Annotated in this window: 21 protein-coding genes; 4 read left to right on the top strand and 17 right to left on the bottom strand. The window is 66.5% G+C overall.

The features are described from left to right. Positions 1-176 precede the first annotated feature (176 nt). Together groL and groES are read right to left on the bottom strand one after the other, a co-directional pair. Complete coding sequence (gene groL, locus EV191_RS15205; RefSeq protein ID WP_132877689.1) at positions 177-1,796, bottom strand: chaperonin GroEL; 1,620 nt, start codon at positions 1,794-1,796, stop codon at positions 177-179. A gap of 89 nt (positions 1,797-1,885) precedes the next feature. After that, on the bottom strand, positions 1,886-2,179 hold the full coding sequence (gene groES, locus EV191_RS15200; protein ID WP_132877688.1) for a co-chaperone GroES: 294 nt from the start codon (positions 2,177-2,179) through the stop codon (positions 1,886-1,888). A gap of 357 nt (positions 2,180-2,536) precedes the next feature. On the opposite strand from groES, the gene EV191_RS15195 reads away from it, so the two are divergent. The 3 genes from EV191_RS15195 to EV191_RS15185 all read left to right on the top strand — a co-directional run bounded on the left by EV191_RS15195 (position 2,537) and on the right by EV191_RS15185 (position 7,009). Next, positions 2,537-3,289: a GntR family transcriptional regulator gene (locus EV191_RS15195; RefSeq protein WP_132877687.1), complete on the top strand. Its 753-nt coding sequence runs from the start codon at positions 2,537-2,539 to the stop codon at positions 3,287-3,289. 143 nt (positions 3,290-3,432) lie between these two features. Further along, the gene (locus EV191_RS15190; protein ID WP_132877686.1) at positions 3,433-5,034 is read left to right on the top strand and encodes an alkaline phosphatase D family protein; all 1,602 of its coding nucleotides are present in this window, start codon (positions 3,433-3,435) and stop codon (positions 5,032-5,034) included. Between the two features lie 19 nt (positions 5,035-5,053). Further along, positions 5,054-7,009: an N-acetylmuramoyl-L-alanine amidase gene (locus EV191_RS15185; protein WP_424565461.1), complete on the top strand. Its 1,956-nt coding sequence runs from the start codon at positions 5,054-5,056 to the stop codon at positions 7,007-7,009. A gap of 149 nt (positions 7,010-7,158) precedes the next feature. On the opposite strand, the gene tsaD is transcribed toward EV191_RS15185, so the two are convergent. The 9 genes from tsaD to glmS all read right to left on the bottom strand — a co-directional run bounded on the left by tsaD (position 7,159) and on the right by glmS (position 17,257). After that, a complete protein-coding gene (tsaD, locus tag EV191_RS15180; protein WP_132877685.1) occupies positions 7,159-8,208 on the bottom strand; it encodes a tRNA (adenosine(37)-N6)-threonylcarbamoyltransferase complex transferase subunit TsaD in 1,050 nt (349 codons plus the stop codon). Beyond that, positions 8,205-8,678, bottom strand: coding sequence for a ribosomal protein S18-alanine N-acetyltransferase (gene rimI, locus EV191_RS15175; RefSeq protein ID WP_132877684.1), 474 nt, complete (start codon positions 8,676-8,678; stop codon positions 8,205-8,207). Before rimI ends, tsaD begins: the two co-directional genes overlap by 4 nt. Continuing rightward, on the bottom strand, positions 8,675-9,343 hold the full coding sequence (gene tsaB / locus EV191_RS15170; RefSeq protein ID WP_132877683.1) for a tRNA (adenosine(37)-N6)-threonylcarbamoyltransferase complex dimerization subunit type 1 TsaB: 669 nt from the start codon (positions 9,341-9,343) through the stop codon (positions 8,675-8,677). The genes rimI and tsaB overlap by 4 nt, the downstream gene beginning before the upstream one ends. Positions 9,344-9,379: 36 nt before the next feature. Beyond that, a complete protein-coding gene (gene tsaE, locus EV191_RS15165) occupies positions 9,380-9,874 on the bottom strand; it encodes a tRNA (adenosine(37)-N6)-threonylcarbamoyltransferase complex ATPase subunit type 1 TsaE (protein WP_132877682.1) in 495 nt (164 codons plus the stop codon). Beyond that, positions 9,859-10,953: an alpha/beta fold hydrolase gene (locus EV191_RS15160; protein ID WP_132877681.1), complete on the bottom strand. Its 1,095-nt coding sequence runs from the start codon at positions 10,951-10,953 to the stop codon at positions 9,859-9,861. The genes tsaE and EV191_RS15160 overlap by 16 nt, the downstream gene beginning before the upstream one ends. Continuing rightward, positions 10,950-12,107 carry an alanine racemase gene (gene alr / locus EV191_RS15155; RefSeq protein ID WP_132877723.1) on the bottom strand — a complete coding sequence of 386 codons (1,158 nt, stop codon included), beginning with the start codon at positions 12,105-12,107 and terminating at the stop codon, positions 10,950-10,952. The genes EV191_RS15160 and alr overlap by 4 nt, the downstream gene beginning before the upstream one ends. Before the next feature lie 72 nt (positions 12,108-12,179). After that, positions 12,180-13,595 (bottom strand): xylulokinase, encoded by a 1,416-nt coding sequence (xylB, locus tag EV191_RS15150; protein WP_132877680.1) that lies wholly within the window; start codon positions 13,593-13,595, stop codon positions 12,180-12,182. 172 nt (positions 13,596-13,767) lie between these two features. Further along, the gene (locus EV191_RS15145) at positions 13,768-15,216 is read right to left on the bottom strand and encodes an NAD(P)H-hydrate dehydratase (RefSeq protein WP_132877722.1); all 1,449 of its coding nucleotides are present in this window, start codon (positions 15,214-15,216) and stop codon (positions 13,768-13,770) included. Positions 15,217-15,406: 190 nt separating this feature from the next. Further along, positions 15,407-17,257 carry a glutamine--fructose-6-phosphate transaminase (isomerizing) gene (gene glmS, locus EV191_RS15140; RefSeq protein WP_132877721.1) on the bottom strand — a complete coding sequence of 617 codons (1,851 nt, stop codon included), beginning with the start codon at positions 17,255-17,257 and terminating at the stop codon, positions 15,407-15,409. A 73-nt stretch (positions 17,258-17,330) separates the two neighbouring features. On the opposite strand from glmS, the gene EV191_RS15135 reads away from it, so the two are divergent. Beyond that, positions 17,331-18,149 (top strand): poly(ethylene terephthalate) hydrolase family protein, encoded by an 819-nt coding sequence (locus tag EV191_RS15135; RefSeq protein ID WP_132877679.1) that lies wholly within the window; start codon positions 17,331-17,333, stop codon positions 18,147-18,149. On the opposite strand, the gene EV191_RS15130 is transcribed toward EV191_RS15135, so the two are convergent. The 6 genes from EV191_RS15130 to rplM form a co-directional block, all read right to left on the bottom strand. Further along, complete coding sequence (locus tag EV191_RS15130; protein ID WP_132877678.1) at positions 18,146-18,697, bottom strand: hypothetical protein; 552 nt, start codon at positions 18,695-18,697, stop codon at positions 18,146-18,148. The genes EV191_RS15135 and EV191_RS15130 overlap by 4 nt on opposite strands. Positions 18,698-18,731: 34 nt before the next feature. Then, complete coding sequence (locus tag EV191_RS15125; protein WP_132877677.1) at positions 18,732-21,326, bottom strand: WXG100 family type VII secretion target; 2,595 nt, start codon at positions 21,324-21,326, stop codon at positions 18,732-18,734. Beyond that, positions 21,326-21,634 (bottom strand): hypothetical protein, encoded by a 309-nt coding sequence (locus EV191_RS15120; protein WP_132877676.1) that lies wholly within the window; start codon positions 21,632-21,634, stop codon positions 21,326-21,328. Before EV191_RS15120 ends, EV191_RS15125 begins: the two co-directional genes overlap by 1 nt. Positions 21,635-21,915: 281 nt before the next feature. After that, complete coding sequence (glmM, locus tag EV191_RS15115) at positions 21,916-23,244, bottom strand: phosphoglucosamine mutase (RefSeq protein ID WP_132877675.1); 1,329 nt, start codon at positions 23,242-23,244, stop codon at positions 21,916-21,918. A gap of 128 nt (positions 23,245-23,372) precedes the next feature. Next, on the bottom strand, positions 23,373-23,816 hold the full coding sequence (rpsI, locus tag EV191_RS15110) for a 30S ribosomal protein S9 (protein WP_424565468.1): 444 nt from the start codon (positions 23,814-23,816) through the stop codon (positions 23,373-23,375). 29 nt (positions 23,817-23,845) lie between these two features. Then, complete coding sequence (rplM, locus tag EV191_RS15105; protein WP_132877673.1) at positions 23,846-24,289, bottom strand: 50S ribosomal protein L13; 444 nt, start codon at positions 24,287-24,289, stop codon at positions 23,846-23,848. Positions 24,290-24,483: the final 194 nt, after the last annotated feature.

Below are 24,483 nucleotides of genomic sequence, written 5' to 3'. Positions count from 1 at the left end.
CGGCATCTGGCACAACTGGGCCACGGGCGTCACCAGCAAACGATCACTGACCGCCTACGACCACTAACACCGACCTCACGGAATTAACCATCTAGCGGATACAGCAAACGTGGACCGCGCCACGGTGGCCGTACTGCCCCGTCGCGCGGTCCACGTAGCTAACGAAAAAGGCCTGGTCAGTGACCGTGACCGTGGCCGTGACCGGCCCCGTCGGCCTCTTCTTCTTCCTTCTTGTCCACGACGGAGCTCTCCGTGGTGAGCACCATCCGGGCAATCGAGGCGGCGTTGGCCACCGCGGAGCGGGTCACCTTGACCGGGTCAACCACGCCGGCGTCGACGAGGTTGCCGTAGGACAGCGTGGCCGCGTTGAACCCGCTGCCCCAGTCCAGGTCACGCACCTTGGACACCACGACCGCGCCCTCGGCGCCAGCGTTGCTGGCGATCCAGTGCAGCGGCGCGTTCAACGCGTCGCGCACGATAGCCACACCGGTGGCTTCATCACCGGAACGCCCGAGGCCGTCGGCCAACTCCTCGGCCGCCTGCACCAGCGCCGAGCCACCGCCGGGCACGATGCCCTCCTCGACCGCGGCCTTGGTGGCCGCGACGGCGTCCTCGATCCGGTGCTTGCGCTCATTGAGCTCGGTCTCGGTGGCCGCACCCACCTTGATGACGGCGACGCCGCCACCAAGCTTGGCCAGCCGCTCCTGCAGCTTCTCGCGGTCCCAGTCGGAGTCGGTGGTCTCGATCTCCTTGCGAATCTGCTCCGCACGGCCATCGATCTCGGCCTTGCCGCCGCCACCGTCGATGATGGTGGTCTCGTCCTTGGTCACCACGATGCGCCGGGCGGAACCGAGCACCTCGAGGCCAACCTCGGACAGCTTCAGCCCGACCTCGGCCGCGACGACCTGGCCACCGGTGACCACGGCCAGGTCATCCAGGAACGCCTTGCGCCGGTCACCGAAGAACGGCGCCTTCACCGCGACGGCCTTGATGGTCTTGCGCAGTGCGTTGACCACCAGGGTGGACAGGGCCTCGCCTTCCACGTCCTCGGCGATGATCAGCAGCTGCTTGCCGCTTTCCGCGACCTTCTCCAGCACCGGGAGCAGGTCCTGCAGCGAGGAGATCTTCTCCCGGTGCAGCAGCACGTAGGCGTTCTCCAGTACCGCTTCCTGCGCCTCCTGGTCGGTGGCGAAGTGCGCGGAGACGAAACCTTTGTCGAACTGCACACCCTCGGTGATCTCCAGCTCGGTGGCCAGCGTGGAGGACTCCTCCACTGTGATCACACCGTCCTCACCGACCTTCTCGATGGCTTCGCCGAGCAGGTCGCCAATCGAGGACTCCCTGGACACGACCGAACCGACCTGCGCGACGTTGTCCCGGCCCTTCACCGGAGTCGCCTTGGCCTTGAGCACCTCGACGACCTTGTCCGCGGCCGCCTGCATACCGGCACCGAGCGCAGCCGGGTTCGCGCCCGCGGCAACGTTGCGCATGCCGTGCCGCACCAGCGCCTGGGCGAGCACGGTGGCGGTGGTGGTGCCGTCACCAGCGACATCGTTGGTCTTGGTGGCTACGTCCTTGGCCAGCTGCACGCCAAGGTTCTCGAAGGCGTCCTCGAGCTCGATTTCCCGCGCGACCGTCACGCCGTCCAGCGTGATCGTCGGGCCACCGAACTTCTTGTCCAGCACGACGTGCCGGCCGCGTGGGCCAAGCGTCACCTTGACCGCATCGGCGAGCTGGTTGACGCCGCGCTCGAGCGCCCGACGAGCGTCCTCGTCGAAGGTAATTTCCTTGGGCATTTCCTGCCTTCCCTACGGGGTCTGCAACGCAAGACGCCCCGGGGCCCCTGAGGGCCACCGGGGCGCTGCTTGATGGACGGGCGGGGTCGTCAGTTGACGACGGCCAACACGTCGCGGGCGGACAGGATCAAGTACTCCTCACCGTTGTACTTGACCTCAGTGCCGCCGTACTTGGAGTAGATAACGACGTCGCCGGCGCTCACATCCACGGGGATGCGGTTGCCCTTGTCGTCTACCCGGCCCGGGCCTACGGCCAGGACCTTGCCCTCCTGGGGCTTCTCCTTCGCGGTGTCCGGGATGACGAGACCAGAAGCCGTCGTCTCCTCGGCTTCGCTCGTCTGGACAACGATTTTGTCCTCGAGCGGCTTAATGTTCACGCTCACCGGTGTGACCTCCACGGGTCGTCGAAAGCGTTGGCAGGTACCAAATGTCATGCTTAACCCCGGTTACCCGAGGTCTCGCGGTTCCGGCTCCTACCACCCCGCCGTCGCGGGTGCCGGGGCGTGCGGTGCCGTTCAACTAGCACTCTACCCAGACGAGTGCTAACGCCGCAACGAGGTGCCCCTAATCCGCAATCGACGCAGGTCGCAAGCCTATGCCACGGGCGGTTCGGACAACTGACAGACCCGTCGATACCCGCGACAAGGACAGCTCGGCCGCAAACCGTTTGGTACGGTTGTCAGGACATTCGACCAAATCACGCGCGGCGGGTCGCCGGATCGGGCTGGAGGTGGCCGGGAATGCCCACCAGCCAACCCGCGATACCCACCGTCACGGTCGACCGGTCCAGCCCAGTCCCGCTCTACTACCAGATCGCCCAATCGCTTGAGCGAGATATCGAGTCCGGGCAGATCCCGGCAGGAGCCCGACTGGAGAACGAGATCGCGCTCGCGGAACGACTCGGGATGTCCCGCCCCACCGTACGAAGGGCGATCGAGTACCTGGTCAACCGCGGCATGTTGGTGCGCAAACGTGGCGTGGGCACCCAGGTGGCCAACCCGAAGGTGCGCCGACCGATCGAGCTGACCAGTCTGTACGACGATCTCACCGCGGAGCACCGCACGCCATCCAGCCGAGTGCTCCGGCTGGCCACGGTGCCCGCCCCGGACGTGGTGGCCCATGCGCTCGGGATCGGCGAGGGCGAGCAGGTATATGCGGTGGAGCGACTCCGCTATGCCGATGGTGAACCGCTCGCGGTGCTGCGCAACTTCATTCCGGTTGACCTACTCGAACTCGATACCCCCCAGCTCGAACAGACCGGGCTTTACCGGTTGTTCGACCTCGCCGGAATCCGGCTGCATATGGCCGCGCAAGTGATTGGCGCCCGCACGGCGACAGCCGAGGATGCCCAGCTAATCGGCGGCCACACTGCGGAAGCACTGCTCACAATGCAGCGCACCGCTTACGATCAGAATGGCCGCGGAGTCGAATACGGCGACCACTTCTACCGCGCCTCGACTTACTCTTTCGAATTCCTACTGCTGGCCCGATAGTTCCGAAAAGTCGGAAATATTCCGATTTGTTTCAAACGGTCACTAATTAACCGGAAATTCTCTCGATCAGATTGATATGTCCACCTCGATAGGCCAGTCTTTGGCCGGATAGTCGCGCAGTGAAGTAGGACACAGGAGGGGTCATGCCCGAACAGTTTCCCACCACGAACTCGGTTTCCCGACGCTCGGTTTTACTCGGTGGCGCGGCCGCGCTCGGCGCGGCGAGCCTAGGTGGCTCGGATATCGCGCGGGCCGCCACCACCAGAGGAGCTGGGCGCGCGGCCAAACTCGGACCGTACTTCAACCTCGGCGTGGCATCCGGCGATCCGTTGCCGGACGGCTTCGTGTTGTGGACCCGGCTGGCGCCGAACCCGACAGCCGAAGACGGGCTCGGTGGAATGCCGGACAAAACCGTACCGGTGGATTGGGAACTGGCCACCGACGAAAAGTTCGCCAACATCGTGCGTAAGAACACGGTCGATGCCGTTCCGGACTCGGCACACAGCGTGCACGTGGAACTCGATGGCCTCGACCCCGGAACGGAGTATTTCTACCGGTTCCGTGCCGAGGGAAACTATTCGGATGTGGGGCGCACCCGAACCGCGCCGGCCGCCGGCACGATGGGTGATCTGACCGTGTGCTTCGCTTCCTGCGCGCATTACGGCGAGGGGCTTTTCACCGCGTACCGGCGGATCGCCGAAGACCAGCCTGGCCTGATTCTGCATCTCGGCGACTACCAGTACGAGTACGAAGGAAAGAGCGAAGACATTCGCGATGTACTCGGCCCGGAAACCGTCTCACTGGCGAACTACCGGCAGCGGCACGCCCAGTACAAGACTGATCTTGACCTGCAAGCCGCGCACGCGATCGCCCCGTGGCTCGTCGTTTTCGACGACCACGAGGTGGAGAACAACTGGGCGGACGAGATACCTGAAGACGGTTCACAAACGCCGGGCGAGGATTTCTTGGCGCGCAGGACCGCGGCCCTGCAGGCGTATTACGAGAATATGCCGCTGCGCTCGAGCGCGAAGCCCTCCGGGAAGGACATGAAGCTGTATCGACGCTACAGCTGGGGCGGACTCGCGACCTTCCATATGCTCGATACCAGGCAATATCGCTCAGATCAGGCCTGCGACGACGGCTGGAACGACGTCAGTTCGGGCAGCTGCAAGGAAGAATGGGAAGATCAGTCCCGCACCTTGACGGGTACCGACCAGCGCGAGTGGTTGCTCGATGGTTTCAACAACTCGAGTGCTCGCTGGGATGTGCTTGGCCAGCAAGTGTTTTTCGCACAACGCGAACGTGGCAAGGGAAACGGAAGCGAGTTGCACATGGACGGCTGGGACGGGTACCCGTCTGATCAGGACGCGATACTTGCCGCCATGGGCAACTCGAAGGTGCGCAACGGGGTGGTCTTCACTGGCGATGTGCACCGGCATTATGCGGGCGAACTGAAGGAGAATTACGACGACCCGGATTCACCGAATCTCGGCGTGGAGCTGGTGACCACCTCGGTCACCAGTGGCGGAAATGGTGGGGACGACACCAATGACGAGATCATGCAAGCAAATCCGCACCTCAAGTTTTACAAGAACCGGCGTGGCTATGTCCGCACCAAGTTCACCGAGGGCGAGTTGCGAGCTGATTTCCGCGTACTTTCTTCGGTCACCAGCGAAGGGGCCGAAGCGACCACGGAGCAGACCTTCGTGGTCAACGATGGTGAGCACAAGCTCAACCCAACCTGATTAAGTACAAGGAATCGCATTGAAGAGAATCCCTACTCGATATACGCGGGTCGCGTGTGTACTGGTCGCGGCCGGGCTGGGGCTCGGCGTCAACGCCTCCGCCTATGCGGAGGACCCGGGCGCCGGGGACCAGGAGCGGCAGCGAGCCTTCGCCGACGCGGCGAAGGAGTTCGATGTACCGCAACAGGTCCTGCTCGGAGTGTCCTATCTGCAGTCCCGGTGGGACGGTAACGCGGGCGAGCCGAGTACGACGGCCGGTTATGGCCCGATGCACCTCACGGACATCGACAGTGCCGGTGGTACGAACCACCACGATCACGGCTCGGATGATCCGCGAGGAGATACGGCTCGCCCGGCGCTGCGCCTGAACGCCGATCCGGTCGCCGTGCCGGATCGGCCGGCGCTGCACACGTTGACTCGCGCGGCTGAGCTCACCGGCATCTCCGAGGACGAGTTGCGCGCCGACCCCGCGCAGAACATCCGGGGCGGCGCGGCGCTGCTCGCCGAATACCAGCGAGAGCTCGGCGTCGCGGGCGACGATCCGGCCGATTGGTACGGCGCCGTCGCCAAGTACAGCGGTTCGCCGGAGCAAGGCGCGGCGGCCGCGTTTGCCGATGAAGTGTTCACCGTGCTCGACGAGGGCATGCAGCGACGTACCGATGACGGCCAGCAGGTGCGGCTGACCGCGCTTTCCGATGTCGTGCCCGCGAAGCGTCAGCTGGACCGGCTCGATCTGCAACTGTCCACAAACGAGGATGTGGAGTGCCCCTCTGGCATCTCCTGCGAGTCGATTCCCGCGCCGTACGAGGAACTGCCGGATGGCGGCTACGGCAACCACGACAAGGCTGACCGGCCGAACGACCAGGACATCGACTACATCATCATTCACGACACCGAGGGCCCCTGGGAATCGACGCTGGATCTTGTCCAGGACCCGACGTACGTGAGCTGGCACTACACCCTGCGATCGGCCGACGGGCATATCGCGCAACACGTGCCGACAAAGGACGTTCCCTGGCACGCGAGCAACTGGTACACGAACGCGAAGTCGATCGGGCTGGAGCACGAGGGCTACGCGGCCAAGGGAACCTGGTACACCGAGGCGATGTATCGCACGTCGGCGAAGCTGGTCGGCTACCTTGCCGATCGGTACGACGTCCCGCTGGACCGGGCGCATATTCTCGGGCACGACAATGTGCCTGGCCCGACTCCGGACAACGTCGCCGGAATGCACTGGGATCCGGGTCCATACTGGGACTGGTCGCATTACTTCGAGCTGCTCGGCGCGGACAATCTCGGCGCGCAGGAGGCCACGGTGGACGCCGAAAGCGGCCTGGTCACCATCAACCCCGATTTCGAGGCGAACCAGCCGGCGTTCGTCGGTTGCGAGGAAGGTAAGCCCGAGGAGAAGTGCCCGGCGCGTGGCTCGAGCGCCGTCGTGCTGTACAGCGAGCCGAGCACGGATTCGGAGCTACTGACCGATGTCGGGCTGCGGCCGGATGGTTCGCCGAGCACGATGCAGGTGTCGGATATCGGCAGCAGGGTCTCCACTGGGCAGCAGTACGCGGTGGCCGACCGGCAAGGTGACTGGACGGCTATCTGGTACCTCGGCCAGCTTGGCTGGTTCCAGAACCCGGAGGACGCCCCGACTGCCGAGCCCGCGGCTGGCATGGTGGTCACACCCAAGGACGGCGCGGACAGCGTGCCGGTGTACGGCAGGGCGTTCCCCGAGGCCGAGGCCTACCCCGAGGGCGTGACGCCGGAAGAGATCGTGCCGCTGCAGTACAGCCTGCCGGCTGGGCAGCAGTACGCGCTCGTCGGCGAGCCCGACACCGAGTACTACGCGGCCACTACCTTCGACACGGAGGACAACGTGGTCGTGCGGGGTGACACGAAGTACCTCGCCGTCCAGTTCGGCTACCGGCTGGCCTACGTGCAACTGGACGACGTGAACGTCCTACCGGCTAACACCTGATCAAGATCAGCACGGGTGCGGGGGCTTCCACCAACCTGAAGGCCCCCGCACCCAGAACCACATTTAGCCCGCTGAACGCGTCCCAAAATCACCAGTTAGCCCGCTGAACGCGTCTCAAATCAACGGTGAGCCTGCTAAACGCGGGCCGGCTAGACGGAGATGGTGTGTACGGGCAGCGCGGGGTTCGCGGATAGCTCGAGGCTGGACGGCGCGCTGCCGGCCAGTAGCAGGTGTGCGCCGACGGCCGCGATCATCGCGCCGTTGTCGGTGCACAGCCGAGGACGCGGCACCCGAAGCTGGATACCGGCAGCCGCGCACCGCTCGGCGGCGAGCGCGGACAGCCGCGAGTTCGCGGCCACCCCACCGGAGATCACCAGCGTGCCAATGCCCAACTCCTCCGCCGCGCGGACCGCCTTCGCGGTCAGCACATCGGCTACGGCCTCCTGAAACGACGCGGCTACATCGGCAACTGGAACGGCTTCGCCCGACCGCTCGCGCGCCTCGACCCACCGCGCGACAGCCGTTTTCAAACCGGAGAACGAGAAGTCGAACTTCGCGTCCCGCGGACCGGTCATGCCACGCGGGAAGGCGATCGCCCGCGGATCACCTTCCCTTGCCGCCTTGTCGATCGGCGGCCCACCCGGGTACGGCAGATCGAGCAACCGCGCGACCTTGTCGTAGGCCTCGCCAGCGGCATCGTCGATCGTCGAACCGATCTCGGTGATCTTGCTTGCCAACTCGTCCACTCGAAGCAGCTGCGAGTGACCACCAGAGACCAGCAGCGCAAGGCACGGTTTGGGCAGCGGCCCATGCTCAAGAGTGTCCGCCGCGACGTGCCCTGCCAGGTGGTTCACGCCATAGAGCGGCACGTCCAGCGCGGCCGCGTACGCCTTCGCCGCCGACACGCCGACGAGCAGCGCTCCGGCAAGCCCTGGCCCGCAGGTCACCGCGATCGCGTCGACATCGGCCAACCGCAAGTCCGCGGTACGCAGCGCGCGGTGCATCGTCGGCACCATGGCCTCCAGATGCGCTCTGCTCGCGACCTCGGGCACCACTCCGCCGTAGCGCGCATGCAGCTCGACGCTCGAGGCGACCTCGTCGGCGAGTAGCTCCACCGCGCCGCTGTTGTCCACCCGAACCAGGCCGACCCCGGTTTCGTCGCAGGAACTTTCGATCCCCAGCACCACTTTGCCGGTCACTTCGGTCCCTCCTCGACCGCCGCGGGGCGACTCATCGTATAGGCGTCCGCGCCGGACGGCCGGTAGTACCGCCGGCGTACGCCGATCTTGCTGAAGCCGTGCGCCGTGTAAAGGCCGATCGCGGTCTCGTTATCCGTACGCACTTCGAGAAATACCGTGGCACCGTGCGCATCCGCGTGTTCAAGCAGGCCCCGCAGCAGTAGTTTGCCGACGCCGTGTCCCTGCCACCGCGGGTCCACCCCGATGGTGTGCACTTCCGCTTCGTAGTCCCCCGACTTACCGAGCAGCGCCAGACCGCCGTACCCAACGAGCGCGCCATCATGGTACGCGCCAAGATAATACGCCCCGCTGTCCAATTCGGACTCGAAGGCGCGAGCGCTCCACGGATCGTCCGCCGCGAACAGCTGCCGTTCCAACCGTGCACAGTGCTGCGCGTCGCGATAGCGTAACGGTCCAATGGAGACGGTCATGCTTGGCTCACCCGCTTGCGCGCACCGGGTTCGACGGCGTCCGGGCGGCGCAGATACAGCGGTGTCAGCGGCGCGGGCGCGGCACCCTCCAGCACCGGGCTACCCGCCGCGCGGACCAGCCCGACCGGGCTCGGTTGGGCGGTGCCTACGACTTCCACCGCAGCGGGAAACTCACACAGGGACACTCCGCCGCCAGCCACCCTGGTCACCGACCCGAGCTCGGCGAGCAATTCCGCGGGGCGCTGCACCCGGGGCCCTTCGACGCGGTTGCCGGCCAGATAACTGGCCCAGTACACCTCGCGCCGACGAGCGTCGGTGACCACCAGCAGCGGTGCTTCACCCGGCACATCCGCGGCGATCGCGTCCAAGCTGCACACTGGGTATGCGGGCACCTCCAGTGCGTCCGCCAACGCCGCGGCGGTAACCATCCCGGCGCGTAGTCCGGTAAACGGACCGGGGCCGACGCCGCAGACGATCGCGTCCACATCGCCCATTCCCGCACCGGCTTCGGCCAGCGCATCCCGCAGATGTGGGGTGAGTAGTTCGCCATGCGCTTTGGCGTCCACGGTGACCCGCTCGGCGAGCAATCGTGGCCCTTCGTCGTCCAGTGTGACCACCCCGGCGGTCACCGCCGGGGTAGCCGTGTCCAATGCGAGTACCAGCACAGCGACTAAGCGTACGGGTGCCCTCGCCGCGCCAGCTCAGCGCCGCTGGTCAGCCGGGCCATCACCCAGGCCGGCGACCCGGCCCGGCCAGCAACCGTACCCCTGCAGGGTCGCTACTCGCTGGTCATCCGGACGCCGTTCGAGGGTGACGAGGAGGTAGTCGCTAGACAGGCGGCTGGCACTCTCGGTGCCCCATTCCACTACGACCGCGGCCTCGGTGAGCTCGGAGTCCAGGTCCAGATCGTCCAGTTCGGCCAGGCTACCGCCCAACCGGTAGGCGTCCACATGCACCAGCGGGACGCCTCTCGGCCCCGCGGGGTGCTCCCTGGCCAGCACGAAGGTCGGCGAACTGATCCGACCGCCTACGCCGAGACCGGCGCCGATACCACGAGCCAGCGCCGTCTTGCCCGCACCGAGCGGCCCGGCGAGCAACACCAGATCACCAGCACGTAGCCGTTCGCCGATCATCTGTCCTAAGCGGACAGTATCGTCGACCTCCGGTAGCACTATCGTGCTTATCGTGCCTTCCATAGCCACCTTCGGGATGAACTCCGGGTATCGGTACGCCCACTGGCTCGCTGTAGTAAATCGATCAGCGCGCTGTTGACGAATTCGGTCTGCTCAAGCATCGCCATATGTCCAGCTCCACGAACCCGAACCAGTTCGGCATTGGGCAGCTCGGCCGCGATCCGTTCAGCATGCGAGAACTGGGTGAGGAGGTCGGCATCCCCGCTGATCACCTGGGTTTCCGCGAACTTGAGACCGGCGAGCGCGGCGTACCGGTTGTGCGCGCCGAGCGTGTCGACGAATTCGGTGAGCACTTGAACTGGGGTGTCGTTCAGCATATCCATCATGAAGTCGACCAACCGCGGGCTGACGTCTCGATCCCCGAACGCCAGGCGGCGAACCGCTGGCCTGGTCAACTGCCCACCAGCAGCGCGGGCGAGTTCGACAAGGCCGGGTTGCCAACTCGCCAGCCCGCGGACTCCGCGGGTAACCGGGTTATAGCGGGAAAGCACACCACGAGGTAGCCCCCTGCCACCCACCTCACCCGCGGCAGTGGACACCAGTGCGACACCGCTGATCCGCTCGGCGAACAGCTCTGGTTCCTGTTCGGCGAGCGACATAATCGTCATGCCACCCATCGAGTGTCCAATAAGGACAACTGGGCCAGTTGGCGCGAGACTGCGCAGTACGGTACCGAGGTCACGACCGAGCTGCTCAAGCGTATGCGTTTCCGCCGGCGCCCGCGCCGAACGCCCATGACTACGGTGGTCGTAGAACACCTGGCGTACTCGCGGCACGGTCAGCGCGGCCAGGTCGCGACGCTGAAAATACCAGCTACGCTGGGAAAGCGCGAAACCGTGCACGTACACAATGGCCAGCTCAGCAGCCGATCCGTCAGCGGGGTCCACTTCGGCCACATACAGCGGGGCGCCATCCTCCGCGGCCACGGTACTGGTCCGGTCCGGTACTAGTTCGCCGAGCGGTTCACCGTCCAGCTGATCCGATGCCCGGCCTTTCTTGGCCCCGCGCGCCAAAACGCCCACCGCCGCGCCGGTGGCGAGAGCGCCGCCGGCGATGCCGAGCGCGCGTTTGGTCCATCTCACGACGCGTCCTCGCCGAGATACCTGCGGGCAACTCGTGGCCGGCACATACCGGTGACGATCTCGTAGTCGATCGTGCCAAGCTGGTCGGCCCACTCGGTCGCGGTCTGTTCCCCTTCCTTGCCGGTGCCGAACAGCACCACCCGATCACCGGCCGCGATCGGATCATCGCCGCAGTCCACGACGAGCTGGTCCATACACACCCGGCCGACGACCGGTCGACTACGCCCGCCGAGTAGTACCCGCAGGTGCCCGGAAAGCCCGCGCGGTACCCCGTCCGCATAGCCGACCGGAACCAAGGCGAGCGTGGTGTCTCGAGGCGCCGTCCAGGTATGTCCATAGGAGACCGACTCCCCGGCAGCGACACGTTTGGTCAGCACCACGGTGGAGGCGAAGGTCATCGCCGGGATGAGATCTTCGTGCTGCGGTACCGGATTGAGGCCGTACACCGCGATTCCGGCGCGCACCAGGTCGAAACGCAGATCGGCACGGGTCAGGGTTGCCGCGGAGTTCGCCAGGTGCCGCATGGGCCGGAGTCCGGCTTCGGTGGCCACCGAGTAGGCGGCGGCGAACCGCTCGGCCTGCTGGTCAATGGAGGGATGGCCGGGTTCGTCCGCACATGCCAGATGTGACCACACCGCGCGGACGTGGAAATGTGGTCCCGCTTCGGCGGCCGCTGCCGCCCGCACCAGGTCAGGCCAATCAGCAGACGGGCAACCATTGCGACTGAGCCCGGTGTCGATCTTCAGGTGGACATGCGCGCCAACGCCGCCGAGGTCATCCGAGGCCGCCCGGACCGCGCGGAGTTCTCGCAAGCTGGATACCGAGATGTCGATTCCCGCGGCCACCGCGGGGGCGAAGTCGGTTTCTGGCACGTCCAGCCAACTCAGCATGGGCGCCCGAATACCCGCGGCACGTAGTCGTAGGCCTTCGGCCAGCGAGCACACGCCGAGCCAGCTGGCGCCGGCTTCCAGCGCGGCCTTGGCTATCTGGACGGCGCCATGACCGTATCCATCCGCCTTGACCACGACCATCAGTTCCGCGTCGCCCGCACGCTCGGCGAGCATGGTCACGTTGTGTCGCACGGCATCGAGATCCACGACGACCTCGGCGCGCGGCGGCGTCTGGTCTATTGCTGCGTTCCTGGCTATGGGCATAACACGATTCATCGTTGCACAGTGGGCCGCGAAACTACCCGCCGCACCGCCAGCCAGCTCGGCATCGGACGATCACACTCCGTACATCCGGTTTCGTTCGGCGATATGCCGTTGGTGCAGCCATTCCCCTGCCGCGAGCTCCGCCTCGGTGGGTTCCGGTAGCTCGACGAGTTCCGCGCCCTGCCACCGCGGCGGCGCCTCGGCGCCGCTGAGCGCCCATGCGGCCTGTCGAGCAGCGCCCACCGCTACGTACTCGGCCGCCGGCGGGATCCGTACCGGAACCCGGAACACGCTTGGCGCGGCCGCGCGTACGCTCGCGGACTGCGCGGCGCCGCCAATCAGTCGCACGCTGCGGACCGGAACATCATGCGCACGCAGCGCGTCCAGGCCCGCCGCCAGCCCGCTGAGCATGCCCTCCACCGCCGCGCGAGCAAGGTTTTCCGGTGCCATGTTGTCCCTGGTCATGCCGTGCAGGCTGGCGGTGGACGTGGGCAGGTTCGGAGTTCGTTCACCGTCCAGATAGGGCAACATGCTGAGCCCAGCCGCGCCGGGCTCAGCCGTCAGCGCGAGCCGGTCGATATCGGCGAGGTCCACACCGAGCAAGTCCGCGGTCGCGGTGAGCACCCTGGCCGCGTTCAGCGTGCACACCAACGGAAGGAACCGCCCGGTGGCGTCGGCGAAGCCAGCGATGGCTCCGCTCGGATCGGCGGCCGGCCGGTCCGCGACGCCGAATACGGTTCCGCTGGTGCCCAGTGAGATCACCACATCGCCCGGGCCAAGTTCGAGCGCGAGCCCGGCAGCCATGTTGTCTCCGGTGCCAGCGGAAACGAGCAGCCCGCTTTCCGTGTAGCCGGCCGGCTGCGCCGGACCGAGCACCCTGGGTAGCGCCGGGGTGCGTCCACCGAACGCCGTAGCGAGCAGATCTGGCCGGTACTGCCCGCTTGCCGGATCGAAGTATCCGGTTCCGGAGGCGTCCCCGCGGTCGGTGACGGCCTCACCTGGCTGGCCGAGCAACCGCCAGGTCAACCAGTCGTGCGGCAGCATCACGCGCGCTACCCGGTCGGCGAGCTCTGGCTCGTGCTCGGCCAGCCAGCGCAGTTTGCTGATCGTGAAGCTGGCTACCGGCACCGAACCGATCGTGCGCGCCCAGAACTCGGGGCCGCCCAGCTCTGCGGTTAACCCGGTGGCTGCCGCCGCGGACCGCGTGTCGTTCCACAGCAGCGCGGGGCGTACTGGTTCGCCGGCCTCGTCCACGGTCACCATGCCGTGTTGCTGACCGGCGATACCAATCGCGGCGACCCCGTCGAGGATGCCGTCCGTCGCGGTGCGGAGCGCTTCCCACCACACCTGTGGGTGAACCTCGGTGGCATCCGGGTGATCGGCTCGTCCGGTGCGCAGCACCTCGCCGGTATGCGCGTCGCAGACGACGACCTTGGTCGCTTGCGTCGAGGAATCAACGCCGGCGACCAGCGTCCGCTCGGTTGTCATCGACACTCCACTCGATGTCGCTTCGTCGGGCCCGCTCCGCACTGGCCCTTCTCACCCCAGCTCACCCGCACCCCCACGCGCAACCAGCACCCGCGTCAAAATCAACATTTAGCCCGCTGATCGCGCTCTGAAATCAACGGTTAGCCCGCTAAACTCAATTAATTGCAGATGCTCAGTATTCGCGGTGAGCCTGCTGAACACGAATACCGCGGAGGGCCTCGGGGATCGCGGCAAGGATGCCGGACGCCGAGGTTGGCGCCCCGCGCGCGGCGAGCTCGCCGGCCAACGAATGCAGCCATGCCGAGCAGCCAGCCGCCAGCCACGGGTCCATCCCGCTCGCCAGTAGTGCACCCACCAGTCCGGAAAGCACGTCGCCCGAGCCAGCGGTGGCCAACCAGGAACCCCTCGCGACGTTCGCCAGCACTCGCCCATCGGGCGCGGCGACGATCGTCGTGTTGCCCTTCAACAGGACCACGCTACGCAGGTCTACCGCCGCCCTGCGCGCCGCGCCCACCCGATCACTGCCGGGATCACCGACCAACCGCGCGAACTCGCGATCATGTGGCGTCAGCACCAGCGGAGTGGCCGGATCGCGCGCGTCGAACAGCGTCGGCGACCGCGCCAGCAGGTTAATGCCGTCCGCATCGACACACACCGGGACGCCATCGGCGAGCACTCGCTCCAGCGTGTCGCGCCCCTCGGAGCCGGTGCCGATCCCCGGACCGGCCACCCAGGACTGCACTCGCCCCGCATCGGCGACCGACCCCGTGGCGACCACCTCCGGCCACTGGGCCCGCACCGCCTCGGCGGCAGGACCCACGTAGCGCACCATGCCCGCCGTGGCGAGCACCGCCGCCCCGGCGGCAAGTACCGCGGCTCCCGGGTAGGTACTCGAACCGGCCGCGATCCCCGCCACGCCCTGGGTGTACTTGTCATCCGCGAGCCCGGGGACCGGCCAGTGCAACCCGACATCCACGGCATCCAGGGCGTACACATCCGGCGAATCCAGCTCGAGCCCAAGATCCACCAGGTGCACGCTGCCGCAGACGGCGGGATTGAGCAGATGCACTGGTTTACGGGCACCGAAGGTCACGGTTCGCTCAGCACGGATATGCGGGCCACTGGTCACGCCGGTGTCCGGATCCACACCGCTGGGCATGTCCACGGCCAGTATCGGCGCGCTGACGTGTTCGACCAGCTCAGCGGCCTTGGCGCGAAGCGGGCCCCTGGCGGCTAACCCGACGATCCCGTCGAGCACCACATCGGCGTGCTCCAGCGCGGCAGCGGCAACGGTGCCGGTCGCCGTACGACCACCCGCCCTGCGCAAGGCGCCGAGGCCAGCGGGGTGGGTGCGCTCCGCATCGAGCAGCACGGCGGTCACCGCGACGCCGCGACGCCGCAGGAAGACGCCGGCCCAGAGCGCGTCGCCGCCGTTGTTGCCCACACCCACGAGTAGCGCGACGCGACGTCCGCTTACCGCGCCGGTGTGTTCGGCCAGCAGTTCAGCCGCCTGCACCGCCACGCCGAAGGCGGCGCGCCGCATCAGCGCACCCTCCGGTGTCGCCGCAAGCACAGGCTCCTCGGCCGCACGCACCCGTGCGCTCGTCCACGCGCCGCGCACCCCCACCACCTCCACTTTTCTCGCGATTAGCAGGCTCACCGCGATTCATTGCACGATCATCTATTCGCGATCAGCGGGCTCACCGTGGTATTTAGCGTTCGCAAGTAATTATGTTTAGCGGGCGAACCGCGAGTAGTTAGCATGTGCAAGTACTCAACGGTCAGCGCGCTAAACGCGGTATTTTCCCTGGTCATTCCACTGTTACGGACTTGGCTAGGTTGCGCGGTTTGTCCACGTCATAGCCACGGGAACGCGCGATCTCCGCGGAGAACACCTGCAGCGGCACGGTAGCGACCAACGGCTGCAGCAGGGTAGACACGGTGGGCAGCTCGATCAGATCATCAGCGAACGGCCGCACGGTCTCATCGCCTTCCTCGGCGAGCACGATGGTGCGCGCCCCGCGCGCCTGAATCTCCGAGATGTTCGAAAGCAGTTTCGCGTGCAGTACGGCCCGCCCCTTGGGCGAGGGCATCACCACCACGACCGGCAAGCCCTCCTCGATCAGCGCGATCGGGCCGTGCTTGAGCTCGCCCGCGGCGAAACCCTCGGCGTGCATATACGCGAGTTCCTTGAGCTTGAGCGCCCCCTCGAGGGCTACCGGATACCCGACGTGTCGACCGAGGAACAGCACCGCCTTGGCGTCCGCCAGCTGCCGCGCCAGCGCGCGCATTTGCGCCACTGTGGACAGGACCCGGCGCACCGCGTCTGGAATGGCCTCGAGCTCCTCGAACTCGCGCGCCACCTCATCCGGGTACTTGGTGCCGCGTGCCTGCGCCAGCGCCAACCCGACCAGGTAGTTCGCCGCGATCTGCGCCAGAAACGCCTTGGTTGACGCTACGCCGATCTCTGGGCCGGCGTGGGTGTAGAGCACCGCGTCGGACTCGCGCGGGATCTGCGCGCCGTTCGTGTTGCACACCGCGAGTACCCGTGCCTTCTGCGCCCGTGCGTGGCGGATCGCTTCCAGCGTGTCCGCGGTTTCCCCGGACTGGGACACCGCGACGACCAGGGTGTCCCTGTCCAGCACCGGGTCGCGATAGCGGAACTCGCTGGCCAGTTCGACCTCGACGGGCAGTCGACACCAGTGCTCGATCGCGTACTTGGCGACGAGCCCCGAGTGGTAGGCGGAGCCGCAGGCGACCACGAAAACCTTGTCCACATCCCGCAGGTCCTGCTCGGAGATGCGCTGTTCATCGAGCAGCACGCGTCCGTCGGCGAAATGCCCGCGCAGGGTGTTCGCGAGCGCATCCGGCTGCTCCTCGATCTCCTTCAGCATGAAGTATTCGTGCCCGCCCTTTTCCGCGGCGGACAGATCCCAGTTCACCGTGAAGGGTTTCGCCTCGGCGGGTTCACCGTGAAAGTCGGTCACCTGGTAGCCGTCCCTGGCGATGCACACCACCTGGTCCTGCCCCAGCTCGACTGCCTCCCTGGTGTGCTCGATGAACGCGGCCACATCCGAGGCGACGAAATGCTCGCCACTGCCCACGCCGACGACCAGCGGGGAGGACCGCCGGGCCGCGACGATCACGTCCGGTTCAGCGGCATGCGTGGCGACCAACGTGAACGCGCCCTCCAGTCGGCGTGCCACGGCCCGCACACTCGCCGGCAGGTCGCCCGATTCGGCGTACTCGCGGGCAATCAGATGCGCCGCGGTCTCCGTATCGGTGTCACTGGACATCTCCACCCCAGCGGCTTCGAGTTCGCCCCGTAGTGCCGCGAAGTTCTCGATGATCCCGTTGTGCACCACGGCGAGCTGGCCGGTGCCGTCCCGATGCGGATGCGAGTTGCGGTCCACCGGCGGGCCATGCGTCGCCCACCGGGTATGCCCCATACCGGAGGTGCCGGCGAACTCATCCCTGCCGACCATGTCCAGCTGCGCCTCCAGGTTGGCCAGCCGACCGGCCTTACGCTCCACCGCGAGCCGGCCACCATTGGCGATGGCCACCCCCGCCGAGTCGTAGCCGCGATATTCCAAACGCCTGAGCCCGCCAATGACCACGTCCAACGCGGGGCGATGTCCTACATATCCGACGATTCCGCACACGTCGACCAGGGTAGCCACGCCGGGACGGTGCTCCAGAGCCAGACCGGACAGTGCGATCGGCTACCTTTCATGCATGGTGCGTAAGGCCAAACACGTGCTCGACGAACTCAGCCACCCCGGACCACATCAGGTACGGCGCGGCGACCTCGCACTGGTCGGCCTACCCGGCGCGGTGTACACGCCCCGCAGCGGGCTCGGTCTGCCCGCCGTCGCGTTCGGGCACGGCTGGCTGCAGCCCGTCGACCGGTACCGCGGTTTGTTACGCCACCTCGCGTCCTGGGGCATCGTCGTGGCCGCGCCCGGTACGCAGCGGGGACCGCTGCCCTCGCACCGACTGTTCGCCGCCGACCTGCGTACTGCCCTGGATATCTGTGTGGACGTCCGGCTCGGCGAGGGTGAGATCAGCGTGGACCCGCAGCGGCTAGGACTGGCGGGGCACGCCACTGGCGGCGGCGCGGCGGTGCTCGCGGCCGCGGCTGACGCGCGCGTCAAAGGTGTGGCCACGATCGCGCCGACCCAGACGATGCCATCCGCGGTGGAAGCGGCACGCAGCTGCGCGATGCCAGGACTGCATCTGGTGAACGGTGCGGACCTGGTAGCGCCGGCGGTCAGCAACGCGGACCCGATCGCGCAGGCCTGGCGCGGCCCCGTGCAGGTCAGGGCCATCGACAAGGCCACCCACCTCGGCGTCACCGAGGGAATGCACTGGAGTCAGCTACTCCTGCAGGGCAAGGGCGAATACCGGACCCAACGACTCACCCGCGCGCTGTTCACCGCGTTCTTCCTGGACGTTCTTACCGCCCGATCGGATTACCGGGTACTGCTGGACACCGACGTGCGCGGCACCTCGATCGAACAGGCCAGCGGTGAGCTGACCAGCCCGAATCGTTAACGCATCCAACTCTCGTTCGAGAAGTCCTCGTCGTCGTCATCGTTCGCCGGTCGCCGCACCGCGCGTCGAGGACCCGGCGTTGGCCGTGGTGCCGGTGTATCGGCATGCGCTTCCGCCACCGCGTCCGCGTCATCATCTTCGCTGCTGAAGGAGAAAACCGGCCCGGTTGGTTGCGGCGGAGCCGGAGCTGGCGGCTGGACGACAGGAGCCTGCTGCGGCACACCGGATGGTGGTGTCGGCGCGTCGCCCGCAGCCTGGGCTGGCGTGGTGGGTTCCTCGCCGCCGAGCGCCAGATGCCGCGGGCGGTCATCCCGCGCGGCTAGCCAGGGATTCTTGGCCGCCGGATCGTCCTTGGCTTCGTCCGCCTCCTTTGCCTGCTGAGACAGTTCGGCCGAACGCTGCTTGGCGGCTTCCTTGATCTGCTGTGTCTCGGCAGCCAGTTTGGCCGAGGCGTCCTTGCCGCGCTGGGTGATCTGCTGCATTCGCGCGCTGGACTGGGCGCGAAGGTCCGCGAACAGTTGTTTGATCTTCGGATCAACCACGATCATCGCTCAACACACCCCAACCGAGGGATTCGACTCGTCATTGCGTTCTCTGCTCCGCGGGCGGTTCCTGCGCGCCAAGCGCTTCGGCCACGCTGCGCCATGGACCGGATTCCTGCTCGGTATCCGCGAACCCGTACGCGCCGCCGACGGCTCCACTTGCCTGTTGCCCCTGGCTGGCCTCCGCAACGCCGGGACCGCCCTGCTCGGGTGCCGATCGGGGCGTCGTCGCTTCGCCGCCGACTCCGGCCCCGGTCGGCTGGTGCTGGCCGCCGCCCGTACCGGCCGGCATCATGCCCTGCTGACCAGGCTCACCGGCTCCCGCGCCGGGTGCCTGACCGACTCCCGCGCCGGACATACCCGCTGGCGCGCCCGTGCCATGCTGGGCGCCGACGGCCTGCGGGGTGGTTGTTTGCCCGGACACGTTTCCATCGCCGGATCCAGCCGATTCACCACCCGGACCAGCGCCGGACGTGGCGGAAGCCGATGCCGCGGGCATGGCAGCCCCGCCTGAGGGGGCCTGCCCGCCGCCAGCAGCCGGCGCGCTGGCGGCCGCTTCGGCACCGCCGCCGGCCGGGGTGCCAGCGACGGGAGCAGCTGCCTCGGCGGTGCCTGGTTGCCCAGCCGTGGCCGAACCTTCGGTGTCCACGGTGTAGGTCTGCGGTTCACCCTCGCCATCGTCGATGGTGACCTTCAACCCCTCGTCGGTCATCTCCCCGGTGATGGTCATCGGCCCATCTTCGATATGGACCTTGCCGTCTTCACCGACCTGGCCGGCGATGACTTCACCCAGGTCCTGCGCCGAATCACTGGGCGGGCCAGGCGCGCCGGCATCGCCCGCTTCCGGCTGGCTCTGCCCCGGCTGGCCCTGCCCTGGCTGACCCTGACCCGGCTCGCCTTGTCCTGGCTGCTCGCCTGCCGGGTCACCCGCTCCTGCGGCGGCCTCACCTTCATCCATACCGAGCGCCTTGCTGAAGTCCATTTCGTAGGTCTTCGGCTCGCCGCTGCCGTCGTCGATGGTGAGGGTCATCTTCGGCGAACCACCCGCACTTTCCATGGTGATCGTGCGATCGCCGTCCTTGATGCTCACCGATTCCTTGCCACCGGCGGTCGGCTGTTCACCAGTGGGATCGGTGCCACCGACCGGCTGGCCGGCCTCCGGATCAAGACCCGCTTGTTTGGCCGCGTCCTCTGGTTTCATCCCCGTCGAGGGGTCACCCCCGCTTGGCTGCCCACCACCAGGTTTGCCCGCGTTGGGTTCACCTCCAGCGGGCTGGCCGGTCGAGTCGGACCCTGCCGTACCCGTCTGCCCGTTGTTACCGCTGCCCTGCTGGCCACTTTGACCACCGTCCTCGAAGGCCGGGGCGGTTTCCAGTTTGTCGAAGGGGTTTTCCTTCAACCCTTCGGTAGCCGTCCGCTGGAGCGTTTCATACGTCTGCTGAATGTTCTGCGTAGCGGTGCTCGCCGATTCCTTGACGTTGCCCGCCCGCTGTTCATAGTCCTGCACGAACTTCCGGAGCGACTCGTTCGCGCTGTCCAGCGCGCCCTGCACCTGCTCCCGAAACGGCCCGACCGTCGACTCGGTGATATTCGTAATGACATCGAGGCCGAAGTTGACAATCGCCTCCTGGATTTTGCCAAGGATTCCGACGATGGGGAAAACCTTCCCGAGCACATCGGTTACGAAATCGAAAGCCTTCTCTACAAGACTCCGGTCGTTCAGTTTCTCGATCACCTGATCGAGACCGGAGATGATACCGCCAGCTTCGTCGCGGATCTTCAGGGCGGCATCCACTTGAGCAGTGGCCATTCCGCCCATCGTGCCGTCGCCGTACTGCTCGAGGATCCCGTTCACCAAGTCGACAACCTGCTGCTCGACCGTTCCGGCAGCTTCGGTGATCGCGCCGGGCACCTTGCGCATTCCGGTATCCAAAGTGGATGCAGCGGCGTCGAACTTGGATTTGTACTGCGAAGCGGCCCCAGCAGCCTCACCCTGCCAACCGGAGAGGTTATTCGCCCATGCCTGGGTGAGCACATTGTGCGACTCGCCGACACCCGTAGCGGCCTGCTCCACCTGGTCGGCGTCCGCGCGGAAAGCCTTGAAATCAATATCCCGCAACTCGTCGAGCACCTTACGAAGGCTGTCCGGATCGATCCCGCCGCCCCCATTGGCGCCAGCCTTGCCCTGGGGCGCCGCACCGCCGTTCTCCGTCGCCTTGAGATAACGCGGGTGAAAATCGTCAAAGATCTTCAGGCCAGCCTTGCTCTCGTCAATGATCTCGTTCGAGTTGTTGAACCCGCCCTCGGCCAGTCGGCCCTGGCTATCCTTCACCGCCCCTTGCCGCTGAGCACTTTTACCGGACTCCAGCGATGCCGCCGCATTAGCCACGTTCTCCAGCGGAGCTTCGCCGCCGCGGTACAGGTCGAAATAGTCAACGCCGAGTTTCTCTGCGTGCTTCCACATCTCATCTTGCGGAATTTTTTCGACGGTGGCCAGCCCGTACAGCATGTTCTGCTTGTCCTCATCGGACACGTTCGGGTCGTTGAGCAGCTTGCGCATCTCTTTGGCTTGCTCGTCACTGATCGCGTCTTGATTTTTAGCAATTGACCGCTGGAACGAGTTCTCGAACATCATCAGGCGCCCCCCTGCGCTTTCATGGTCTGCGTATTCGTGGTCTCGGACTCCGAGTAGTTACTCGACACGTCCGAGAGCTGGGTCGCGACCTGGGTCGTTGCCTGACCGAACGACTTGATTGACGCATTCATCGTGTTGAAGATTTCTTCGTACTGCCCGGCGAACTCCTGAAACGCCCTGCCGACCTGCCCAGCACCGACCCCCGGGCTCTGCACCTTGCCCGCATGGTCGCCGATCGTGCCCGCTTCTTTCTCGAACTGACCAGCGGCCTGCTGCACCTGCCCCGCGTCGACGCCGTAACCGGCCATAGCGCTTCCTGCCTCCCCTTGTCGTTGCGCGCTGCCCCGCAAGATCACCCAGCGCGACTGCCCAGTTGGACTGAGTACCAGGGTCGCAGGTTCCACGGGTAGCCGCGCCCGTATCGCGAGGATCACTTGCGTTCGCTAACCCGCATCCTAAACCGGACGTTCAGGGCGCGACCAGCTCGATACACACTGTAACTTTCACATTCGCGATCAGCGGGCTCACCGCGATATTTAGCCTGCGCAAGTAATCAACGGTTAGGGTGCTAAACGGAATATGGGGCGAGCTAGCTGGCGGATGCGACGACGGTGACCAGCCGATCAGCGGCGGCACGGGCGACATCCTCGGACGGTGCTTCCACCATCACCCTGACCAGCTGCTCAGTGCCCGATGGCCGCAGCAGCACCCTGCCCGTCTCGCCAAGCTCGGCCTCCACCTCGGCGACCGCCTCGTGCACCGCGACGTTCGCGGCTACCGCCGCCTTGTCCGCCACGGACACGTTCACCAGTACCTGCGGCAGCCGGCGCATCACGCCGACCAGCTCGGTCAGCGACCGCTCGCTGGTCGCCACTCTGCCGAGCAACAGCAACGCGGTCAGCAAGCCGTCACCGGTGGTCGCGTACTTGGGCAGCACCAGATGACCGGACTGCTCCCCGCCTAGGGTGAATCCGCCGGCACGCAGCTCTTCGAGCACATATCGATCACCCACCGCGGTGGTGCGCAGCTCCACCCCGTGTTCACGCATTGCCAGATGCAGCCCGAGATTACTCATCACGGTGGCGACCAGCGTGTTCTCCGCGAGCTCACCCGTTTCGTGCAACGCGAGCGCGAGTACGGCCATGATCTGATCGCCATCTACGACGGCGCCATCCGCGGTGACCGCGAGGCACCGGTCGGCGTCACCGTCGTGCGCGATGCCCACATCCGCCCGCTCGGCCCGCACGGCCTCGCGCAAACCGTCCAGATGCGTCGAGCCGCAGCCGTCATTGATGTTCTCGCCGTCCGGCAGGGCATTGATCGCGATCACCTCGGCGCCGGCTTCCCGGTAAGCCTGCGGCGCTGCGGCCCAAGCGGCGCCATTGGCACAATCCACGACCACGCGAAGACCGTCAAGTCGATGCGGGCTGGCCGCGCGCAGATGCGCGACATAGCGGTCCAGCGCATCCGGCACGTCATAGACCCGGCCAACCCCGCCACCGGTCGGCCGGTGCCATTCGGCGTCCAGCCCTTCCGCGATGGCGTCTTCCCGCTGGTCGGGAAGCTTGTGGCCGCCCGCGGCGAAGATCTTGATTCCGTTGTCCGGCATCGGGTTGTGCGAGGCCGAGATCATCACCCCGAGGTGCCCGCCAAGTTCGGCGGTCAGCTGAGCCACCCCGGGTGTGGGCAACACTCCGACGCGCAACACATCAGCGCCCGCCGAGGTCAGCCCGGCGACGACGGCCGCCTCCAGCATCTCGCCACTAGCTCTCGGATCGCGCCCGACCACCGCGACCGTACGACCGTCCTCCGCTGCAAGCACCCTGGCGGCCGAGGCGGCCACGCGCAGCGCGAATTCGGGGGTGAGATCAGCATTAGCCTTCCCGCGTACCCCGTCGGTGCCGAATAGGCGCGACACAAAAACCTCCTCCGCGACGGCCGCGGCCGGCCACCGTCCTGCCGATCAACAAGAGACGTGCGAGAAAGCAAACGGGAGCAGCCATCCGCGATCCGGACGACTGCTCCCGTTGAGGTGTTTCGGCAGCTTCAGCGCTTGCTGTACTGCGGGGCCTTGCGGGCCTTCTTGAGGCCGTACTTCTTCCGCTCCTTCGCCCGGGAGTCCCGAGTAAGGAAGCCGGCCTTCTTCAGCGCGGGGCGGTCATCGCTGTCCAGTTCGATCAACGCACGGGCGATGGCCAACTGCAGCGCGCCTGCCTGCCCCGTGGTGCCGCCACCGCGCAGGTTGGCGACCACGTCGAAGGACTCACCCCGCTCGACGGTCAGCAGCGGTTCCCGAATCAGCTGCTGGTGCACCTTGTTCGGGAAGTAGGTCTCCAGGGTCTTGCCGTTCAGCTTGAAATTGCCGGAACCGGGCACCATCCGGACCCGGACCACGGCTTCCTTGCGCCGGCCGACGGTCTGCGCAGTCTCCGAGGTGCTGCGCGCCACACGCGGCACCGGAGCCTCGTCAACCGCCTCGACGGCGTCGATGTCGGGGGTGGTCACAGACTGTTCCTCGCTCACTGGCTGATCTTGGTGATCTCGAACGGCTGCGGCTGCTGTGCCGCGTGGGGGTGCTCAGGGCCCGCGTAGACCTTCAGCTTGCGCCCCTGGGCACGGCCGAGCTTGTTCTTCGGGAGCATGCCCTTGACCACCTTCTCGACCAGTCGGTCGGGGCGCTTCTCAAGCAGCTCGCCAAACGTATTGCTGCGCAGGCCGCCGGGGTAACCACTGTGCCGGTAAGCGCGCTTCTGCTCGCGCTTGTGTCCGGTCAGCGCCACCTTCTCCGCGTTGACGATGATGACGAAGTCACCAGTGTCCACGTGCGGCGCGAAGGTCGGCTTGTGCTTTCCGCGCAGCAGATTCGCGACGTGCGTCGCGAGCCGGCCGAGCACTACGTCCTCAGCATCAATCACGTGCCAGGCGCGCTTGATGTCGCCGGGCTTCGGGCTGTACGTGGGCAAGGGTCTACCTCATAGTCACATGCGTCTGGATGCGGCGTGCTGGCCGAGCCGGTCGCGAACCGCGACGATCCCACTAGCAAGTGAGCAGCCTGGCGTGCACAACGACGAGTAAATCTACCCGGTCGCCAAATGGCGGGTCAAAGCGGCCCCCGGTTAACCCACTTCTCCTAGGATCTCGCGGGTGGATACCTGGT

The organism is Tamaricihabitans halophyticus, from assembly GCF_004340875.1.
Lineage (GTDB): Bacteria > Actinomycetota > Actinomycetes > Mycobacteriales > Pseudonocardiaceae > Tamaricihabitans > Tamaricihabitans halophyticus.
The sequence above is the reverse complement of the archived record's forward strand: the minus strand, read 5'-3'. Positions and strand labels throughout refer to the sequence as shown.

What these genes read in the sequence shown, in the direction of transcription:
- EV191_RS15135 (WP_132877679.1), top strand. Translation starts at nt 17,331, where the DNA reads ATGGTGCGTAAGGCCAAACACGTGCTCGACGAACTCAGCCACCCCGGA.
- EV191_RS15130 (WP_132877678.1), bottom strand. Translation starts at nt 18,697, where the DNA reads ATGATCGTGGTTGATCCGAAGATCAAACAACTGTTCGCGGACCTTCGC.
- xylB (WP_132877680.1), bottom strand. Translation starts at nt 13,595, where the DNA reads ATGACAACCGAGCGGACGCTGGTCGCCGGCGTTGATTCCTCGACGCAA.
- EV191_RS15125 (WP_132877677.1), bottom strand. Translation starts at nt 21,326, where the DNA reads ATGATGTTCGAGAACTCGTTCCAGCGGTCAATTGCTAAAAATCAAGAC.
- groL (WP_132877689.1), bottom strand. Translation starts at nt 1,796, where the DNA reads ATGCCCAAGGAAATTACCTTCGACGAGGACGCTCGTCGGGCGCTCGAG.
- EV191_RS15190 (WP_132877686.1), top strand. Translation starts at nt 3,433, where the DNA reads ATGCCCGAACAGTTTCCCACCACGAACTCGGTTTCCCGACGCTCGGTT.
- rimI (WP_132877684.1), bottom strand. Translation starts at nt 8,678, where the DNA reads ATGACCGTCTCCATTGGACCGTTACGCTATCGCGACGCGCAGCACTGT.
- alr (WP_132877723.1), bottom strand. Translation starts at nt 12,107, where the DNA reads ATGCCCATAGCCAGGAACGCAGCAATAGACCAGACGCCGCCGCGCGCC.
- EV191_RS15195 (WP_132877687.1), top strand. Translation starts at nt 2,537, where the DNA reads ATGCCCACCAGCCAACCCGCGATACCCACCGTCACGGTCGACCGGTCC.
- EV191_RS15120 (WP_132877676.1), bottom strand. Translation starts at nt 21,634, where the DNA reads ATGGCCGGTTACGGCGTCGACGCGGGGCAGGTGCAGCAGGCCGCTGGT.
- tsaE (WP_132877682.1), bottom strand. Translation starts at nt 9,874, where the DNA reads ATGGAAGGCACGATAAGCACGATAGTGCTACCGGAGGTCGACGATACT.